The sequence below is a fragment of the Actinomadura sp. 1N219 genome (assembly GCF_044326405.1).
In the GTDB taxonomy this organism is placed as follows: domain Bacteria; phylum Actinomycetota; class Actinomycetes; order Streptosporangiales; family Streptosporangiaceae; genus Spirillospora.
Genome location: NZ_JBIRAY010000005.1, coordinates 326,328 through 342,539, shown reverse-complemented (window position 1 = coordinate 342,539; position 16,212 = coordinate 326,328). Strand labels below are relative to the sequence as shown.

The following is a 16,212-nucleotide window of genomic DNA, read 5'->3' as shown; positions in this document are numbered from 1 at the left end:
CCCGCGTCAACCACCGTCAGCCACCGTGCACCACCAGCTTCCGCCGCGCCGCCCGCGTGACCAGCGCGCCCAGCCCCAGCAGGACCGCCGCCCACCCCGCCTGGAACGCCAGCGCGCCGACCAGGCCGGCGCCGCCGTAACGGCCGAGGAACACGTCCGCGGGCACCTGGATCATGGCCGCCCACGGCAGCGCCCGCGCGGCGGCGCCGAGCGCCCCGGGGAACACGACCAGCGGCAGGATCATGCCGGAGAAGAACAGCGACATCACGAGCGTGACGGCGCTGAGGCCGCGGTCGTCGTGCAGCCAGAACATCCCCATCGCCACCAGGTAGCGCAGCCCGAAGCTCACCGTCACCGCGAGGACGAGCGCCGCCGCGAACGCGGCGAGGTTCGCCGGGGCCGGCGGGCGGAACGGGAACACCAGCGCCCCGGCCAGCAGCGGCGGCCCGGCGCGCAGCAGCAGCGAGCCCGCAGCGCGGCCGAGGTCGTCGGCCAGCCACCAGCCCTGCAGCCCCGCCGGGCGGTGCAGGTCGATCGCCACGTCGCCGTTGCGGATCCGCTCGGTCAGGTCCATCCCGCCGAAGATCTGGACCGGTCCGATCAGCGCCTGCGTGATGAAGCAGAACGTCACCGCGTCGATCTCGTCGTAACCGCCGAGGGACGGACGCGCCTGCCACAGCGCGATCAGCACGTACGCCCGCATGAACCCGAAGACGGTGTTGGTCACGGCCTCGGTGGCGGAGCCGAGCGGATAAGCCGTGTGCCGGCGGACGCCGTACCACCACACCCAAGGAAGAACACCCACTTGCCGAGAGCCTAAACAGGCGGGCCCGCCCCCACTACGTAATTTCGCACAGAATGCGAGATACGGGAACGGGCCCCGGCGCGTCCCGCCGGGGCCCGTGCGCGCGCGCCGGCGCTACTGGATCTCGGGCTTGATGGCCGAGAAGAGCCAGTCCTTGAAGAACGCGTCCAGGTCCTGGCCGGAGATCTGCTCCGTCAGGGCGATGAACTGGGCGGTGTCGGCGTTGCGGTCCTTGTGCCGGGCGAGCCAGGTCCGCAGGACGGCGAAGAAGTCCTCGTCGCCGATCTTCTCGCGGAGCATCTGGATCATGATCGCGCCGCCGTTGTAGACGCGGTCGTTGAACATCGTGTCGCGCTGCGGGTCGCCGAGCACGACCGACCAGAACGGGCGGCCCGGACGGTCCGGGAACGGCCGCGCCGCGTAGGTCGCGCGGGCCTGCGCGGCGGCGGAGCTGCCGCCGTGGACCTCGTTCCAGTGCCACGTGACCCAGGTCGCGAAGCTCTCGTTCAGCCAGATGTCGTCCCACTGCCTCGGCGACACCGAGTCGCCGAACCACTGGTGCGCCAGCTCGTGGACGATCGTGCCGACGCTGCGGACGGCCGAGTACACCGGCTTGCTCTGGGTCTCCAGCGAGAAGCCGAGCGGCTGCCCGTTGAACTGCGCGTCGTCGGCGATGGCGCCGGTGCTGCTGAACGGGTACTTGCCGTAGATCTTCGCCAGCCCGTCGGTGACCTCGCTGGTGGTGTTGAAGAAGAAGTCCACCGCGTCCGGCTGGTTCGCCAGCAGTACAGGGTCGACGAAGGTGTAATTGGGCACGCCGCCGGGCGTGCGGCCCTGCTTGACCTCCCACTTCCCGACGTCGATCGTGGTGAGGTAGCTCGCCATCGGGCTGTCCTCGCGCCACTTGAAGACCTCGGCGCGGGTCTGCGCGCTGCGGCGGCTGAACGAGGCGACCGAGCTGCGGTGCGAGAGGAGCCGCCCGTTGGCGACGGCCTTCAGCCCCTGCGGCACCGTGAGGGTGTAGTCGTAGGTGGCCTTGTCGCTCGGGTGGTCGTTGACCGGGAACCAGGTGCTCGGCCCGTTGGGCTCGCCGCCGACGAACGCGCCGTCGGGGGTGTGCAGGAAACCGTACGGGGAACCGAAGACGATCGGCGAGCCGACGATCGTCTGCGGCACGCCGCCGTACTCGACGACGGCCGTGAAGACCGAGCCCTTCCGCAACCCCTTGCGCGGCGTGATCGTCAACTCCTGGCCGCGGCGCTTGTAGTCCGCGCGGCGCCGGTCGACGGTGACCTGCTCGACGTCCATGCCGGACAGGTCCAGGTTGAACGACGACAGGTTCTGCGTGGCGCGGGCGGTGAGGGTCACCGTCCCGTCCAGCTGGTCGTAGTCGGGGTCGTAGCCCAGGTCCAGCGAGTAGTGCAGGGCGTCGTAGCCGCCGTTGCCCTCAAGCGGGAAATAGGGGTCGCCGACACCCGAGGCGCCTGGGGTGTAGCGCCCGTGCTGGTGGCCCTTGTCGGCGGCGGACGCGGCCGGCGCGAGCGCCACGACGCTCACGGCCGCGACGGCGATCGGAAGCATTCGCCCGGGGTTCTCCCGGGACGGAATGAACCAAGTGTGACGCGCCATTGGAGATCCTCTCCCTCGAGTGATCAATAGCGCGCTCACGATCTACCTGATTTCGGTCGATGTCGAGATCCATTGCCGGATGTGGCCGAAACCGTGTCCTCGCCGCGGACGGAAGATCGCCGGACGCGGGCACGTCCAGGTCGGTGCGGGTCCGGGCGGCCAGAAGGCCCCCGCGGGTGTAGGAACGCGGGGGCCTTCTGCTCAGGGGGTCGGCCCGGAGGGCGGACGAAGAAGGATCAGTGGAACTGGCCCTCTTCGGTCGAGCCCTTCAGGGCCGTGGTGGACGACTCCGGGTTGATCGCGGTGCTGACGAGGTCGAAGTAGCCGGTTCCGGCCTCGCGCTGGTGCTTGACCGCGGTGAAGCCCTTCTCCGCCGCCGCGAACTCGCGCTCCTGCAGGTCGACGTAGGCCGTCATGCCCTCGCGGGCGTAGCCGTGGGCCAGGTCGAACATGCCGTAGTTGAGCGCGTGGAAGCCCGCCAGGGTGATGAACTGGAACGTGTAGCCCATGTGGCCGAGCTCGCGCTGGAACTTGGCGATGGTCGAGTCGTCCAGGTGCGCCTTCCAGTTGAAGGACGGCGAGCAGTTGTAGGCCAGCATCTGGTCCGGGTAGTCGGCCTTGACGGCCTCGGCGAACCGGCGGGCCTGCTCCAGGTCCGGGGTGCCGGTCTCCATCCAGATCAGGTCGGAGTGCGGCGCGTACGCCTTGGCGCGGGCGATGCAGGGCTCGATGCCGTTGCGCACCCGGTAGAAGCCCTCGGCGGTGCGGTCGCCGGTGACGAACTCGCGGTCGCGCTCGTCCACGTCCGTCGTGATCAGGGTCGCGGCCTCGGCGTCGGTCCGCGCGATGATCAGTGACGGCACGCCGGACACGTCGGCGGCGAGCCGGGCGGCGTTGAGGGTCTTGACGTGCTGCGAGGTCGGGATGAGGACCTTGCCGCCGAGATGGCCGCACTTCTTCTCGGAGGCCAGTTGGTCCTCCCAGTGCACGCCCGCGGCGCCCGCGGCGATCATGCCCTTCATCAGCTCGTAGGCGTTGAGCACGCCGCCGAAGCCGGCCTCGGCGTCCGCGACGATCGGCGCGAGGAAGTGGGTGTCGCCCTCGCCCGGCTGCCCGTCCGACTCGGCCCACTGGACCTGGTCGGCGCGCAGCAGCGCGTTGTTGATGCGGCGGACGACGGCCGGGACCGAGTTCGCCGGGTAGATGCTCTGGTCGGGGTAGGTCTGGCCCGCGAGGTTGGCGTCCGCCGCCACCTGCCAGCCGGACAGGTAGATGGCCTTGAGGCCCGCCTTGACCTGCTGGACGGCCTGGAGTCCGGTCAGCGCGCCGAGAGCGTTGACGTAGTCCTCTTCGTGCAGCAGCGTCCAGAGCCGCTCGGCGCCGAGGCGCGCGAGGGTGTGCTCTTCCTGGACCGAACCGCGGATGCGCACGACGTCCTCGGCCGTATAGGTCCGCTCGACGCCCTTCCATCGCGGGTCGGTCTCCCACTGCCGCCGCAGCTCTTCGGCTGCGCCCTTGAGGCGACTGTCAGTCATCGTCTTGCCCTTCCGTGTCGTCCCCTGGGTGCTTGTGGACGACTATGCCCCGGCTGCGGCGCCTTAATGAACCCAGGAGTAACGAAAGAAGTGCGAAATTTCCGCTACTATGAAGCCGTGACGACCTTGCGACCAGAAGAACCCCTCAACTTCACGAGTGACGTCGACCTCGTCACCTTCGGCCAGCGGCTCCGCCATCTCCGGCGCGGCCGCGGGATGACGCTGTCGGAGCTCGGCGAGCGCGTCGGGCGCGCCCCGTCCCAGCTGTCCCTGCTGGAGAACGGCCGGCGCGAGCCGAAGCTGTCGCTGCTGCAGTCCCTCGCCGCCGCGCTGGAATGCCCGGTCGAGGAGCTGCTGCGGCGCCAGCCGCCCAGCCGCCGCGCGCAGCTGGAGATCGAGCTGGAGGAGGCGCAGCGCGACCCGCTCTACCGGACGCTCGGCCTCTCCCACCTCAGGGTCGGCAAGCGGATGCCGAACGAGGTGATCGAGCACATCCTCGCGCTGTACGGGGAGCTGAAGCGCAGCCGGACGAAGCCGACCGCGAGCCCCGAGGAGGCGCGCAAGGCCAACGCCGAGCTGCGCCGCCAGATGCACGAGCGCGGCAACCACTTCCCCGAGATCGAGCGGATCGCGTCCCAGACCCTCGACTCCGTCGGCTACCGGCGCGGCGCCGTGTCGCAGGGCCTGCTGATGACGCTGGTCGGCCACTTCGGGTTCAGCCTGCAGTACGTCCAGGACCTGCCGCGCTCAGTCCGGTCCGTGACCGACCTGCGCAACCGGCGGATCTACCTGGAGCGCGAGCAGCTCGGCATGCACACCCCGCGGACGATCCTGCTGCAGACCCTCGGGCACATCGCGCTCGACCACGACCAGCCCCGCGACTTCGCCGACTTCCTGCGCCAGCGCGTCGAGGCCAACTACTTCGGCGCCGCGATCCTGATCCCCGAGCGCAGCGCCGTCCCGTTCCTGCAGGAGGCCAAGGCCGCGCGGGAGCTGTCGGTGGAGGACCTCGCGGACGTCTTCGCCGTCTCCTACGAGATGGCCGCGCACCGCTTCACCAACGTCGCGACCCACCACCTCGACCTGCAGCTGCACTTCACCAAGAACGACGAGAACGGCACCATCTACAAGGCGTACGCCAACGACGGCCTGAACTTCCCGCAGGACGAGGACGGCGCCATCGAGGGCCAGCGGATGTGCCGCGAATGGGCCGGGCGGCACGTGTTCGGCGCCGCCGACCGCTTCTCCGTCTACTACCAGTACACCGACACCCCGAGCGGGACGTACTGGTGCCTGTCGCACATCGACCCCAGCCACGAGCGCGACTTCGCGATCACGCTGGGCGTCCGGTTCGAGGACTCGCGCTGGTTCCGCGGCCGGGAGTCGACCCGGCGCCGCAAGTCGTCCTGCCCGGACGGCGACTGCTGCCAGCGCCCCCCGAGGGAGCTGTCGGACCGGTGGGAGGGCATGGCGTGGCCGTCGGCCCGCGCGCACTCGCACGTCCTGTCCGTCCTGCCGCCGGGAGCGTTCCCGGGCGTGGACGAGGCGGACGTCTACGAGTTCCTGGACAGGCACGCCGCCGAATGACCGCCGTGCCGCGTTCATCGGGCGGTCCCGCCCGGTGGTGAATGTTCTGGGAGGATCTGGCGTTCCCTAGATGAGGACGGACGCCGGGTCCCGGACGGCCCGCACGGGAGGGAGAGCGCGTGCTGCCAGAGGTCGCTTCGTGGTTGGCCCGCCGCACCAGCGCGGCGGAGGACTGGCCGCCGCGGCTGCTGCTCGCCGCCAAGGGCGACGCGCGGATCAGCGTCGTGCTGCCCGCGCGCGACGAGGAGGCGACGGTCGGGGCGATCGTCGCGGCCGTCCGGGCCGACCTGGTCGAGCGGATCCCGCTGGTGGACGAGATCGTCGTCGTCGACTCCCGCTCCGCCGACCGGACCGCGGCCGTGGCCGCCGCCGCGGGCGCCGACGTCGTCGCGCAGGACGCCGTCCTGCCCGGGCACGGCCGCATGTCGGGCAAGGGCGAGGCGCTGTGGAAGTCCCTCGCGGTGACGTCCGGCGACCTGATCGTTTTCGTGGACGCCGACCTGCGCGAGTTCACCTCGTCGTATGTGACGGGGCTGCTGGGGCCGCTGCTGACTGACCCGTCCGTCGGCTACGTCAAGGGCTGCTACGACCGCCCCCTGGTCGACGGCGAACGCCGCGTGGAGGGCGGCGGCGGCCGCGTCACCGAGCTGGTCGCGCGCCCCCTGATCAACCTGCACTGGCCGCTGCTCGCCGGCGTCATGCAGCCCCTGGGCGGCGAGTACGCCGGACGCCGCACGCTGCTGGAGCGCCTGCCGTTCGTCACCGGCTACGGCGTGGAGCTCGGCCTCCTCCTCGACGTCTACCAGGACTCCGGCCTGGACGCGATCGCGCAGGTCGACCTCGGACGCCGCGTCCACGCCCACCAGTCGACCGAGGCGCTCGGCGCCATGTCGGGCCAGATCATGCTGACCGCCTGGTCGCGGCTGGAACGGCACGGCCGGATGATGCCGCTCGAAGCCCCGTCCACCGCGCTGACCCGCTTCCACCGCGCCGCGGACGGCCACGACGCCCGCACGACCGACGTGGCCGTGGGGGAGCGCCCCCCGATGATCGAGGTCCCCGGCTACGCCGCCGCCCGCTCGTTCTCACCCGGCCGCCACTAGCCCGCGCTGTGGCGTCGGACACGGTGTTACCCGCGGTAACTCGGGAAGGTGCTACCGTTGGTAACAGCGATATTGGAGGAAGGGTCAATTAGCCATGACGAGCGCCGAACCGACGCCCTTCTCGCTGGAGCCGAGCGAGGACGTCCGCGAGGTCAGGGACTGGGTCCACGGGTTCGCCAGGGACGTCATCCGTCCCGCCGCCGAGGAGTGGGACGAGCGCGAGGAGACCCCCTGGCCGCTGATCCAGGAGGCGTCCAAGGTCGGCATCTACTCGCTCGACTTCTTCGCCACCCAGTGGCTCGAGCCGACCGGCCTCGGCATCCCCGTCGCGTTCGAGGAGCTGTTCTGGGGCGACGCGGGCATCGGGCTGTCCATCGTGGGCACCGGGCTCGCCGCCGCGTCCATCGCCGCCGTCGGCACCAACGAGCAGATCGCCGAGTGGGTCCCGCAGATGTTCGGGACCCCCGACGACGTCCGCCTCGGCGCGTTCTGCGCCTCCGAGCCCGACGCCGGCAGCGACGTCGGCGCCATCCGCACCCGCGCGGTGTTCGACGAGGCCAAGGACGAATGGGTGCTGAACGGCACCAAGACCTGGGCGACCAACGGCGGCATCGCCGACGTCCACATCATCGTCGCCTCCGTACATCCCGAACTCGGCAGCCGCGGCCAGGCGAGCTTCATCGTCCCGCCGAACACCCCGGGCCTGCGGCAGGGCCAGAAGTTCAAGAAGCACGGCATCCGCGCGTCCCACACCGCCGAGGTGATCCTGGACGACGTCCGCCTCCCCAGCGGCAACGTCGTCGGCGGCAAGGAGAAGTTCGACGAGCGCGTCGCGCGGACCCGCGAGGGCAAGCGCTCCAAGGGCCAGGCCGCGCTGAAGACGTTCGAGACCACCCGCCCGTCCGTCGGCGCGATGGCCCTCGGCATCGGCCGCGCCGCCTACGACTACGCCCTGCAGTACGCGCGCGAGCGCGAGCAGTTCGGCCGGAAGATCGGCGACTTCCAGGCCGTCGCCTTCAAGCTGGCCGACATGAAATGCCGCCTGGACGCCGCGCGCCTCATGGTCTGGCGCGCCGCGTGGATGGCCCGCACCGGCAAGGACTTCGAGAACGCCGAGGGCTCGATGGCCAAGCTCATGGCGAGCGAGATGGCGGTGAACGTCACCGAGGAGGCCATCCAGATCCTCGGCGGCAACGGCTACACCCGCGACTACCCGGTCGAGCGCATGCACCGCGACGCCAAGATCTTCACCATCTTCGAGGGCACCTCAGAGATCCAACGCCTGGTCATCGGCCGCACCGTGACCGGCCTCCCCGTCAGATAGCGCTGTCCTGCACGAACGACCAGACTCTCAGCGACGCTCGCTGGGCAGCGGCGCACCCGCCGCAACACTGTGGCCACGGTCTCGCGCCCGATTGGGAGACGATCGGGAGACGATCACCCCAAAGTGGGGCGCGGCGACGGCGACCCGCCGCGCGGCGAGCAGCTCGTTCAGCAGCGGCACCGGCGACGTCGGGCAGATCGCGAGTCTCTCGTCCAGAGTCGCCTCCCACCGCGCCTGGAGCCGCTAGCCCTGGCCCGGGACACAAGCGCGCGATCTCGTCGCGCAATGCTGGACGCACCTTCTCGACAAGCCACACCGCAACGCACCGCGGCTCTTCGAGTCCTACACCGAAGTCGCCTGATCGGCTACGGCCTGAACCGATCGTCCTCACCACGCAGGAGATGGGGAGCGCCTGCTGCTCGGAGGTGGTGCGGGTGCGGAGCGGGACTGATCGCGGCGTTCGGCGCAGGGGCGGCGGTCGGGTTCCTGCTCCTCGGCCACCGCTGCCCACGTCTATCCAAGGAACTCCCGCAGCGAACGCGGTTCGCGACCCAGGATGTCGGCCACGGTCGTGGTCGTGCTCGCCCAGCGCCCGTCCCCGATCTGCGACATGAGTTCGGCCAGGTCACGGGCCGCTTGGGCGGGCATGCCGCGCTTCTCCAGGTGAACGGCGGCTTCCTCGACCGTCAGATCCACGTAACGCACGGACCGGCCGAGTGCTCGGGTGAGCTCGGCGGCGACCTCGTCATGCGTGGGCGCCACCGGCCCGGTGAGCTCGTACGTGGCGTCGGCCCCGACTGGACGTGTGAGCAGCAGGGCTGCGACCGCCGCGATGTCACGCGCGTCGATGTAGCCGACGCCGCCCCTGCCGTACGCGCCGAAGATCCGCCCCTCCTCGTCGACGTCGCCCGCCAGGTTCTGCATGAAGCCGACGGGCGCCAGGATCGACCACGGCACCCCCGACGCCTTGAGATGCTCGTCCACCTGCCCATGCATGCCGAACCCGAGCAGGCTGCCCGATGCCACGCCGCGTACGGAGACGGTCACCACCTGCGCCACATCCGCCGCCCTCGCGTGATCGATGACCGCCTTGTGCGCTCGCACGAAACCCGGCCATAGCGCGCTATTGAGAAAGAGCCTGTCACCCGGTTCGAGCGGGATGCTCTCCGGCCGCTCCAGGTCGCCGACCACGTGGTCGCATCCCAGTTCCTCGCCCTGTTCCGCGCGCCGTACCACAGCTCGCGCCGCACCGCCGAGTTCCTCGATCAGCGCGCGCCCGACCGTGCCTGTGGCACCCGTCACCACAATCATCGCAACCTCCTAAGCGGAATGTCAGTTTCCGGTTCTATACTAAGCGGAAGACTGTCGTCCAGTTCAGGGAGTTCGATGCGCGCCGATGCCCGCCGCAATCGGGACCGGATCCTGGAGGCGGCACGCGACGCGGTGGCCGAGCGTGGCGCGGATGCGCCGATGGAGCTGATCGCCCGCCGCGCCGGCGTTGGCGTCGGCACGCTCTACCGCCGCTTTCCCGACCGCAGCGTGCTGCTCGCCGCCCTGGCGGAGCAGTACGTTCACGAGCTGATGGACGGTCTCGACCGCGCCGTGGCGGCCGAGCCTGACGCGTGGGCGGCCGTTCGCGCCTTCGTCGTCTACAGCGTGGAGAAGGGCCGCGGCGCCACCGCGGCCGCGCTGGCCGGGGCTTCTGCGCCGCAGGCGAGGCAGGCGCTGGTGCAACGACTCGACGAGCTGGTAAGGCAGGCGCAGGCGGACGGTGCGATGCGTTCAGATGTCGGCACCGGCGACCTCATGGATTTGCTCAACGTGTTCGCCTGCCACCCCGGCGTCATTCCGGAACGCTTCCTGTCTCTCATCCTCGACGGCCTCGACCGACGTCAGCCTGGCCGCCCCAGTAGGTGATCGGGGGCAGCGGCGTCCTCCGACGCCGAGACCGGCTTGCCGGGTCAAGGCGGCGGTGGATCGTGGCGCGGCTGACGCGAGCCGGTCAGCGACCTGCTGCGGCGCTTCCCGTCATCGCCCTTCATCTCGTACAGTGCACGGGCCATCTCCACGCCGTGAGCATCCGGGGCCGGAGGACGCCCGCCACCGCGACCGCGCCAGCGGAGTATCTCGGCTCACCGCGGGGGCGCGCCGTCCGGGCCGTGACCGAGCGCGAGGAGCAGATGCTGGCGCTGATCCAGAGCGCCACGATGAGCGGGGATGGCGAGATCGTCATGACCGACCAGGTGATCGAGCGCCTCTCGGCCGACCACGCCACCGGAGTGAGCCTGCCGTCGCGCCCTCTACCTCGACACCGCCATCCGCCGTCTGGGCGTCGCGCCCATCCCGGCCGGATCGTAGCTGCCGGCCAGCAGCCCAGACCGGCGCCAGCGCCATCCACGGCACCCCGAGCCGCCGCCCCGTCGAGACCGCCGCCTTCAGGCCCGAGTCGGCGGATCGTCTCACCCACGGGGTCTTGGACGCCGGAGTATCACCTGGGTGAACTTGGGCGATCGCGTCGTGCGCGGTTTGCGTTTCCAGCTCAGGCCCGGCTCGGTGGGTCACACGAGCGGTGCGAGCTGTCAGTCGATCGGAACGCAGTCGTTCCAGCCACGAGTGGACCGAGGCGAGCAGCGTGACCAGTGGTGCCGGGGTGAACTTACGGTTCCGCGCGGCAGTACCCCCGACACGTCGACCGGGCGGCGGACTAGGGCAGCAGAGCCTGGCGCTGCGGGCCACACACGGTAGTGACCCGAAGCCGGAATGCGGTGCCGACATCGTTCCGGCTCGATCGAGATTTCATTGTCGTGGGTCCACTGGCGTCCGGACGGCTTGCGGCCCAGATGGGACTCGATCAACCGCGTTCCGGCCGCAAGGTAGGCCGCGGTGACCGGATCATTGGCCAGCCTGCTGCGGCTGGCCGGCGTGGCACCAGCGTGTGCGGTGTAGCAGGCCCCCGGGTGACCTCAAGTCGTCCCCAGGCATGATCAACTGCGGGCTGCCGAATCCGCGTTTGCTCGCGCTTGTGGCGAGGATGTGTCGTAGAGTATTCGTCGATGCTCTTAGGGCTTTGGGAGGACAGGCATGCGCGGTTGGCCTGGGAGAATCCGCTGATGTTTCAAATGCTTCGGATGGCGGCACCCGAGAAACCGGGTCTCGATAACCCGATTCTCGCGGTCGTTGGCATGGTGGTGCTCGTCATCTTTCTTATCGGCTGTGTCGTGGCCGGTGTCCTTGCCTTCAGCGGGCGGTGGCGTTCCTGGTATCCCATCAAGTTGAACACGACGACCTCCCCACTGGTGTTCCCATGGATGGCCGGTGCCATGCTCCTTATGCTGCTCGCGGTGGGGCTGCACTACCTTCTCGATCCTATTCCGCTGTGGCTGGGAGGTTTCCTGGCCTGCTGTTCTGGGCTTCTGTGCCTCATCGGTGGGATCTATATCGTTCCGCCCCGCCGGCTGCTGCCTAGCTGGATGCGGGAACTCGAGTGATCGAGAGAATTTGGGTGTTCAACTTTGGAGCGCTCGATTTCAGGAGTTCGCATCGACGGTGTGCGGATCGCTCATCCGCCGTGGCATGAATCGGCAGACCGCTGCGGCATTCCGCCGGTAGAACACCTCGAAGGCCGCAGGGTCGCGCATGACCTGCTGGAGATCTCTGGCTTGCGAGGAGGTTTTTGAGGAGCCTTCTGACATCCACTGCACCTTTCGGTAGCCGGTGTTTCTCCTTCTTGGTCGGTGGGCCTGCATTACATCCCACGGTGCGCTTTGTTTGATCGCCCGACTGACTAGCTACGTCGTCTCACGACCGCGTGGCTATGAGGGCTTCGACGCAGACCGTCACAGCCACCTGCCCGAGCGGCCGCAGCCGTCTCCGCGGCCTGGACGCAGCGCCGGTCCTGTTCATTTCAGCGCGCCTGACGTGGCTCATGGAGCCGGGTGGTAGGTGCCCTACGGGGCGACCGCCCGGTGGAGCAGGCGTTCGAGGCTGTCCAGGGCGGTATCGGTCTCGGTGCCGGGGCGCCGCGACACGGCGATCTCCACTTCGGGCGGATCCGGCAGGCCGTCGCGTGCGGACAGGCGCGCCGCACCCGCGGGGATGTTGCCCGCAAGCAGCGCGCCGACCCCGATACCGGCGCTGACCGCGGCCTGGACGGCGTGGACGCTGTTGCTCTGGAAGGCGATCCGCCATGACCGTCCGCGCCGGCTGAGCGCGTCCAGCACCGGAGCGCGCCACTGGCACGGCTGGGAGAACATGACCAGGGGCAGGGGATCGGGGAGGGGGTCCAGCGAGACCGCGGCGACCCAGGAGAGGGGCACGCGGCGCCGCCATCGGACGGCGTTCTCGCTCATGACGGACGGGTCGCCGAACACCAGGTCCACGCGGCCGTGATCGGCGAGCGGGCGCAGCGTCGCCGCGGTCCCGATGATCACCTCCAGATCGATCCGCGGACGCAGCGCGGCGAAGTCGGCGAGGGCGGTGGGCAGGATGGTCACCGCGAGGTCTTCGAGGAGGCCCAGCGTGCGCCGTCCGTCCGGCGCGTCCCCGTGCCGGACGACCGCCGCGCGCGCCTCGTCGTGGAGCGCGAGGACTCGCTCCACGTAGGCGAGCATGGTCTCGCCGGCGGGGGTGATCCGGATGCCGCGCGGTTCCCGCAGGAGCAGCCGCTCTCCGGCGGCGCGCTCCAGGCGCTGGACGCGCTGGCTGACGGTCGGCTGGCTCAGCCGGAGTGCCGCCGCGCCCCGGGTGATGCTGCCCGCACGCACGGCCGCCGCGAACGAACGCAGGTCGGCGATCTCGAAGTCCCGCTCCATTGGGAAATCTTATGTGTGCCATGCCGATATCGCTCTTCTCGATGGGTCGACGGCTTTCTAGCCTGGTTCCATGCCACGAGCCCAGCGTCCGCCCCGACCGGTCGCGCACCACCACGTCGACGTCTTCGCCGAGGAGCCTTACACGGGCAACAGCCTCGCCGTCTTCGTCGATCCGCCGCCCCTGACGACGGCCCAGATGGCCGCCGTCACCAAGGAGCTGCGCCACTTCGAAACGATCTTCGTGGCCCGGCGGGACGGGCGGGCCGCCGATGCCCGCATCTTCGACCTGATCGAAGAGCTTCCCTTCGCCGGGCACCCGGTCCTGGGGGCGGCCGCCGTGCTGCACGGTCTCAGCAGCGCACCCGACGACGCCCAGTGCGAATGGACGATCGACCTGGCCGCCAGGACGGTGCGGGTCACCACGCGCCGGGATCCCGCGGGCCGGCTCACCGCGCTGATGGACGCCGGCCGGCCCGAACTGGTCGGCACACCGCCTGCCGGGGACGCCGCGTCCATCGCCGGTCGGCTCGGACTGTCCCCGGGCGACCTCGATCAGCGGCTCCCGCCGCAGGTGTGGTCGACCGGCCTCTCCTATCTCATCGTCCCGGTGCGCGACGGCGACGCGCTCGCCCGCGCCCGGATCACCGCCCCGGACTTCGAGGGCTTCCTCGGACGCCACGACGCGCAGTTCGCCTACGTGCTCGACGCGTCCGCGCCCGAGGGCAGGCACTGGAACAACGACGGCGTCGTCGAGGACGTCGCGACCGGCAGCGCGGCCGGATGCGTCGCCGCTTACCTGCTGCACCATGGGCGCGCCGGGGACGGTGTCCGGACCCTGCTGTCGCAGGGACGCTTCACCGGCAGGCCCAGCACCATCGCGATCACCGCGTACGGTACCCCGGAGCGGCCCGGCAGAGTCACCGTGAGCGGCGACGTCGCCCTGGTGGGCACGGGTGCCCTCCACGTCCTCCCGCGGCCGGAGCCGAGGTGACCGTCCCGCAGGTCTTCGACGCCGACGCCATCCGGCGCGCCGTCGGGTTCGAGGACCTCGTGGACCCGGTGGCGGACGCCCTGGCCGCCTTCAGCCGCGGACTCGGCGAGTCGCCCGTCACGGTCTTCGCGCCCGCGGGCCCGGACGGCGACGTGCACGTCAAGTCGGCCTGGCTGCCGGGGCGGCCGGTGTTCACCGTCAAGGTGGCGGCCTGGTTCGCGGCACGGGCCGCCCGCGGCCTGCCGGGCGGCAGCGGATACGTCGCGGTCCACGACGCCGCCACCGGGGACCTCCTGGCGCTGCTGCAGGACGAGCATCACCTCAGCGATGTCCGCACCGCGGCCGCGGGGGCCCTCGCCACCCGGCTGCTCGCCGCTCATGACGCCCGCACGCTCGCCGTCCTCGGCACCGGGGTCCAGGCGTATCTCCAGGCGCTCGCGGCCATGGCGGAACGGCCCATCGACACCGTGCTGGTCTGGGGGCGGCGTGCCGCCGCCGCGCGGACACTGCAAGCCGCGATCAGCGCCCGTGCACCCGAGGTCGCCGTCTCCATCGCAGGCACCGCCGGGGAGGCCGTCCGCGGCGCCGACGTGATCGTCACCGCGACATCCAGCAGGCGGCCGATCGTGGACGGGTCCTGGCTGCGTCCCGGCCAGCACGTGACCGCGGTCGGCGCCGACGACGCGACGAAGGCAGAACTCGACCCCGAGTGCTTCGCGCGCGCCGATCTCCTCGTCGTCGACAGCAGGGCCGACGCACCCGTCCACGCCGGCGACCTGCGCGCCGCCATCGCGGGCCGCGCCGTCACCGAAGCCGGCATCGACGCGGAACTCGGCGAACTCATGCCGGCCGGTCATGCCCGCCGACCCGGAACGCAGATCACCATCGCCAAACTCATCGGCCTCGGCGTCCAGGACCTCGCGGCAGCGGAGGTCGTGCTCCCCCGGTTGAGGGCGGACCAGCCGCCCAGTGCCGGGGCATCACTCCCGGCATCGATCCTCGACCTGCGCCGGACCGCCGGGAAACGCCGTCCGCCGGACGAACGACACCACGCTGCTATTTGAGCGCGGCATGGCCGATCCGCTGGGCCACCGGGTTCATCCCGTCGCCTTTCGCGTCCGTGGAGTTGATCGAGAGGACGAGGACGCGGCTCAGATCGCGGGACGCGGCGATCAACGCGCTGTAGCCGTAGCGGGCGCCCGACTTGAGCCAGTAGACCCTGCCGCTGTACTTGTAGCGTTGGAGCCCGACGCTCATCGTCGCGCCGTCGATGTTCGCCGGGACCGTGAACATCTCCTCCAGTTGCGGCCGGGGGACGATCCGGCCCCGGAACAGTGCGGTGATCAGTCGCTCCAGGTCCACCGTCGTGGAGATCATGTCGCCTGCCGCCCAGCGGTCCGCTTGGTTCCACTCGGTGACGTCGACGAACTTGGTCGTGCCATCGGCCCGTTTCACCGCCTGGTAGCCGCGGTTGTGCCGGCCGTGGATACGAGGATCGGTGCCGGGGAAGTAGGTGTGCCACATCCTGGCGGGGCGCAGCACGCGCCGGGTCGCCTCCGCCGCGTAGGGATGCCCGGTCACCTTCTCGATCAGCATGCCGAGAATCGTGTAGTTGATGTTGAGGTAGTGCTGCCGGGTTCCTGGACCGAACTCCGGCCCCTTCGCCGCCGCCGACGCAACGACCTGCTGGGGCGTCAGCGTGTCGAACCGGTGCGCGTACACCTCCTCGAACGTGTCCCCGAAGCCGTCACCGGCCTGGATGCCGCTGGTGTGGTTCAGCAGCTGCCGTACGGTGATGGGCTTGAACGCCCGGCCCAGCAGCCCCGGGAGATAGTGCTGCACCGGCCTGCCCAGGTCGACCTTCCCCTCCGCCGCGAGCTTCAGCACGACCGCGGCCGTCACCGCCTTCGTGGTCGAACCGGCCCGGAATCGCGCATGCGGATCCGCCCGCCGGTGGCTCACGAGGTCGTGCACACCCGCGCTGCCACGCCACCTGCCGTCGGTGCCGCCGACCCGCACCAGAGCAGCGGTCGCGTCCGCGTTCGGCAGTCCGCAGATCGCGGCTGCCAGAGCTTCGGCATCCGGACCTGCGGTGATGCTGCGGGAGGTCGTCGGGGCGGCGGGCGCGGCGGTGGCGGCTGCGGTCCGGGGGGCGGCTGTCAGGGCGAGGACGAGGGCGGAGGTCAGGACGGTGGTGCTGGCGGGCATACGCATCGGCTGCTCCTGGTTGTCGGATGTCGTTGATGGTTCTGCGGACCGATCACGTCCCACCGATCGCAACTCCTGGACGGCCCGGTGGAGGCCGCCGGCGCCGAGGATCTCGACGTCGAACTCCGGCCCGGCGATCGGTGCCTGCACGGGGCAGTCAGTGCCTGCACGAGGCGGGCAGCGCGGTACCGCGCTGCCTTCGCCACACTCCGGAAGACC

At 70.4% G+C, this 16,212-nt stretch carries 14 protein-coding genes; 7 read left to right on the top strand and 7 right to left on the bottom strand.

Annotated elements, in window-relative coordinates:
* Positions 1 to 16 precede the first annotated feature (16 nt).
* The 3 genes from ACH35V_RS19055 to aceA form a co-directional block, all read right to left on the bottom strand.
* Entirely contained in the window at positions 17 to 805 is a 789-nt protein-coding gene (locus ACH35V_RS19055; protein ID WP_395973936.1) for an ABC transporter permease, read from the bottom strand.
* A gap of 114 nt (positions 806 to 919) precedes the next feature.
* Complete coding sequence (locus ACH35V_RS19050; RefSeq protein WP_395973934.1) at positions 920 to 2,386, bottom strand: M1 family metallopeptidase; 1,467 nt, start codon at positions 2,384 to 2,386, stop codon at positions 920 to 922.
* Positions 2,387 to 2,670: 284 nt separating this feature from the next.
* Entirely contained in the window at positions 2,671 to 3,969 is a 1,299-nt protein-coding gene (gene aceA, locus ACH35V_RS19045; protein WP_395973933.1) for an isocitrate lyase, read from the bottom strand.
* Between the two features lie 117 nt (positions 3,970 to 4,086).
* Here aceA and ACH35V_RS19040 point away from each other — a divergent pair, with 117 nt between their 5' ends.
* The 3 genes from ACH35V_RS19040 to ACH35V_RS19030 all read left to right on the top strand — a co-directional run bounded on the left by ACH35V_RS19040 (position 4,087) and on the right by ACH35V_RS19030 (position 7,983).
* The gene (locus ACH35V_RS19040; protein WP_395973931.1) at positions 4,087 to 5,556 is read left to right on the top strand and encodes a helix-turn-helix domain-containing protein; all 1,470 of its coding nucleotides are present in this window, start codon (positions 4,087 to 4,089) and stop codon (positions 5,554 to 5,556) included.
* Between the two features lie 119 nt (positions 5,557 to 5,675).
* Complete coding sequence (locus ACH35V_RS19035; RefSeq protein ID WP_395973930.1) at positions 5,676 to 6,659, top strand: glucosyl-3-phosphoglycerate synthase; 984 nt, start codon at positions 5,676 to 5,678, stop codon at positions 6,657 to 6,659.
* A 94-nt stretch (positions 6,660 to 6,753) separates the two neighbouring features.
* The gene (locus tag ACH35V_RS19030) at positions 6,754 to 7,983 is read left to right on the top strand and encodes an acyl-CoA dehydrogenase family protein (protein ID WP_395973928.1); all 1,230 of its coding nucleotides are present in this window, start codon (positions 6,754 to 6,756) and stop codon (positions 7,981 to 7,983) included.
* 513 nt (positions 7,984 to 8,496) lie between these two features.
* Here ACH35V_RS19030 and ACH35V_RS19025 read toward each other — a convergent pair.
* The gene (locus ACH35V_RS19025; protein WP_395973927.1) at positions 8,497 to 9,294 is read right to left on the bottom strand and encodes an NAD(P)H-binding protein; all 798 of its coding nucleotides are present in this window, start codon (positions 9,292 to 9,294) and stop codon (positions 8,497 to 8,499) included.
* 75 nt (positions 9,295 to 9,369) lie between these two features.
* Between ACH35V_RS19025 and ACH35V_RS19020 the strand changes: the two genes are divergently transcribed.
* Both ACH35V_RS19020 and ACH35V_RS19015 read left to right on the top strand, forming a co-directional pair.
* On the top strand, positions 9,370 to 9,900 hold the full coding sequence (locus ACH35V_RS19020) for a TetR/AcrR family transcriptional regulator (protein WP_395973925.1): 531 nt from the start codon (positions 9,370 to 9,372) through the stop codon (positions 9,898 to 9,900).
* A 1,211-nt stretch (positions 9,901 to 11,111) separates the two neighbouring features.
* Positions 11,112 to 11,471 carry a hypothetical protein gene (locus ACH35V_RS19015; RefSeq protein ID WP_395973924.1) on the top strand — a complete coding sequence of 120 codons (360 nt, stop codon included), beginning with the start codon at positions 11,112 to 11,114 and terminating at the stop codon, positions 11,469 to 11,471.
* A gap of 39 nt (positions 11,472 to 11,510) precedes the next feature.
* Here the strand turns inward: ACH35V_RS19015 and ACH35V_RS19010 are convergent, their stop codons facing one another.
* Both ACH35V_RS19010 and ACH35V_RS19005 read right to left on the bottom strand, forming a co-directional pair.
* The gene (locus ACH35V_RS19010; RefSeq protein WP_395973922.1) at positions 11,511 to 11,675 is read right to left on the bottom strand and encodes a hypothetical protein; all 165 of its coding nucleotides are present in this window, start codon (positions 11,673 to 11,675) and stop codon (positions 11,511 to 11,513) included.
* Positions 11,676 to 11,930: 255 nt separating this feature from the next.
* Complete coding sequence (locus tag ACH35V_RS19005) at positions 11,931 to 12,794, bottom strand: LysR family transcriptional regulator (protein ID WP_395973921.1); 864 nt, start codon at positions 12,792 to 12,794, stop codon at positions 11,931 to 11,933.
* Positions 12,795 to 12,864: 70 nt separating this feature from the next.
* Between ACH35V_RS19005 and ACH35V_RS19000 the strand changes: the two genes are divergently transcribed.
* Both ACH35V_RS19000 and ACH35V_RS18995 read left to right on the top strand, forming a co-directional pair.
* Complete coding sequence (locus tag ACH35V_RS19000) at positions 12,865 to 13,785, top strand: PhzF family phenazine biosynthesis protein (RefSeq protein WP_395973919.1); 921 nt, start codon at positions 12,865 to 12,867, stop codon at positions 13,783 to 13,785.
* Entirely contained in the window at positions 13,782 to 14,849 is a 1,068-nt protein-coding gene (locus ACH35V_RS18995) for an ornithine cyclodeaminase family protein (RefSeq protein WP_395973918.1), read from the top strand. Before ACH35V_RS19000 ends, ACH35V_RS18995 begins: the two co-directional genes overlap by 4 nt.
* Here the strand turns inward: ACH35V_RS18995 and ACH35V_RS18990 are convergent.
* The gene (locus ACH35V_RS18990) at positions 14,842 to 16,143 is read right to left on the bottom strand and encodes a serine hydrolase domain-containing protein (RefSeq protein WP_395973917.1); all 1,302 of its coding nucleotides are present in this window, start codon (positions 16,141 to 16,143) and stop codon (positions 14,842 to 14,844) included. The genes ACH35V_RS18995 and ACH35V_RS18990 overlap by 8 nt on opposite strands.
* Between the last annotated feature and the right edge of the window lie 69 nt (positions 16,144 to 16,212).

Coding starts and splice junctions, on each gene's coding strand:
- ACH35V_RS19025 (WP_395973927.1), bottom strand. CDS start 9,294: ATGATTGTGGTGACGGGTGCCACAGGCACGGTCGGGCGCGCGCTGATC.
- ACH35V_RS19050 (WP_395973934.1), bottom strand. CDS start 2,386: ATGCTTCCGATCGCCGTCGCGGCCGTGAGCGTCGTGGCGCTCGCGCCG.
- ACH35V_RS19010 (WP_395973922.1), bottom strand. CDS start 11,675: ATGTCAGAAGGCTCCTCAAAAACCTCCTCGCAAGCCAGAGATCTCCAG.
- ACH35V_RS19015 (WP_395973924.1), top strand. CDS start 11,112: ATGGCGGCACCCGAGAAACCGGGTCTCGATAACCCGATTCTCGCGGTC.
- ACH35V_RS19005 (WP_395973921.1), bottom strand. CDS start 12,794: ATGGAGCGGGACTTCGAGATCGCCGACCTGCGTTCGTTCGCGGCGGCC.
- ACH35V_RS19000 (WP_395973919.1), top strand. CDS start 12,865: ATGCCACGAGCCCAGCGTCCGCCCCGACCGGTCGCGCACCACCACGTC.
- ACH35V_RS19020 (WP_395973925.1), top strand. CDS start 9,370: ATGCGCGCCGATGCCCGCCGCAATCGGGACCGGATCCTGGAGGCGGCA.
- aceA (WP_395973933.1), bottom strand. CDS start 3,969: ATGACTGACAGTCGCCTCAAGGGCGCAGCCGAAGAGCTGCGGCGGCAG.
- ACH35V_RS19030 (WP_395973928.1), top strand. CDS start 6,754: ATGACGAGCGCCGAACCGACGCCCTTCTCGCTGGAGCCGAGCGAGGAC.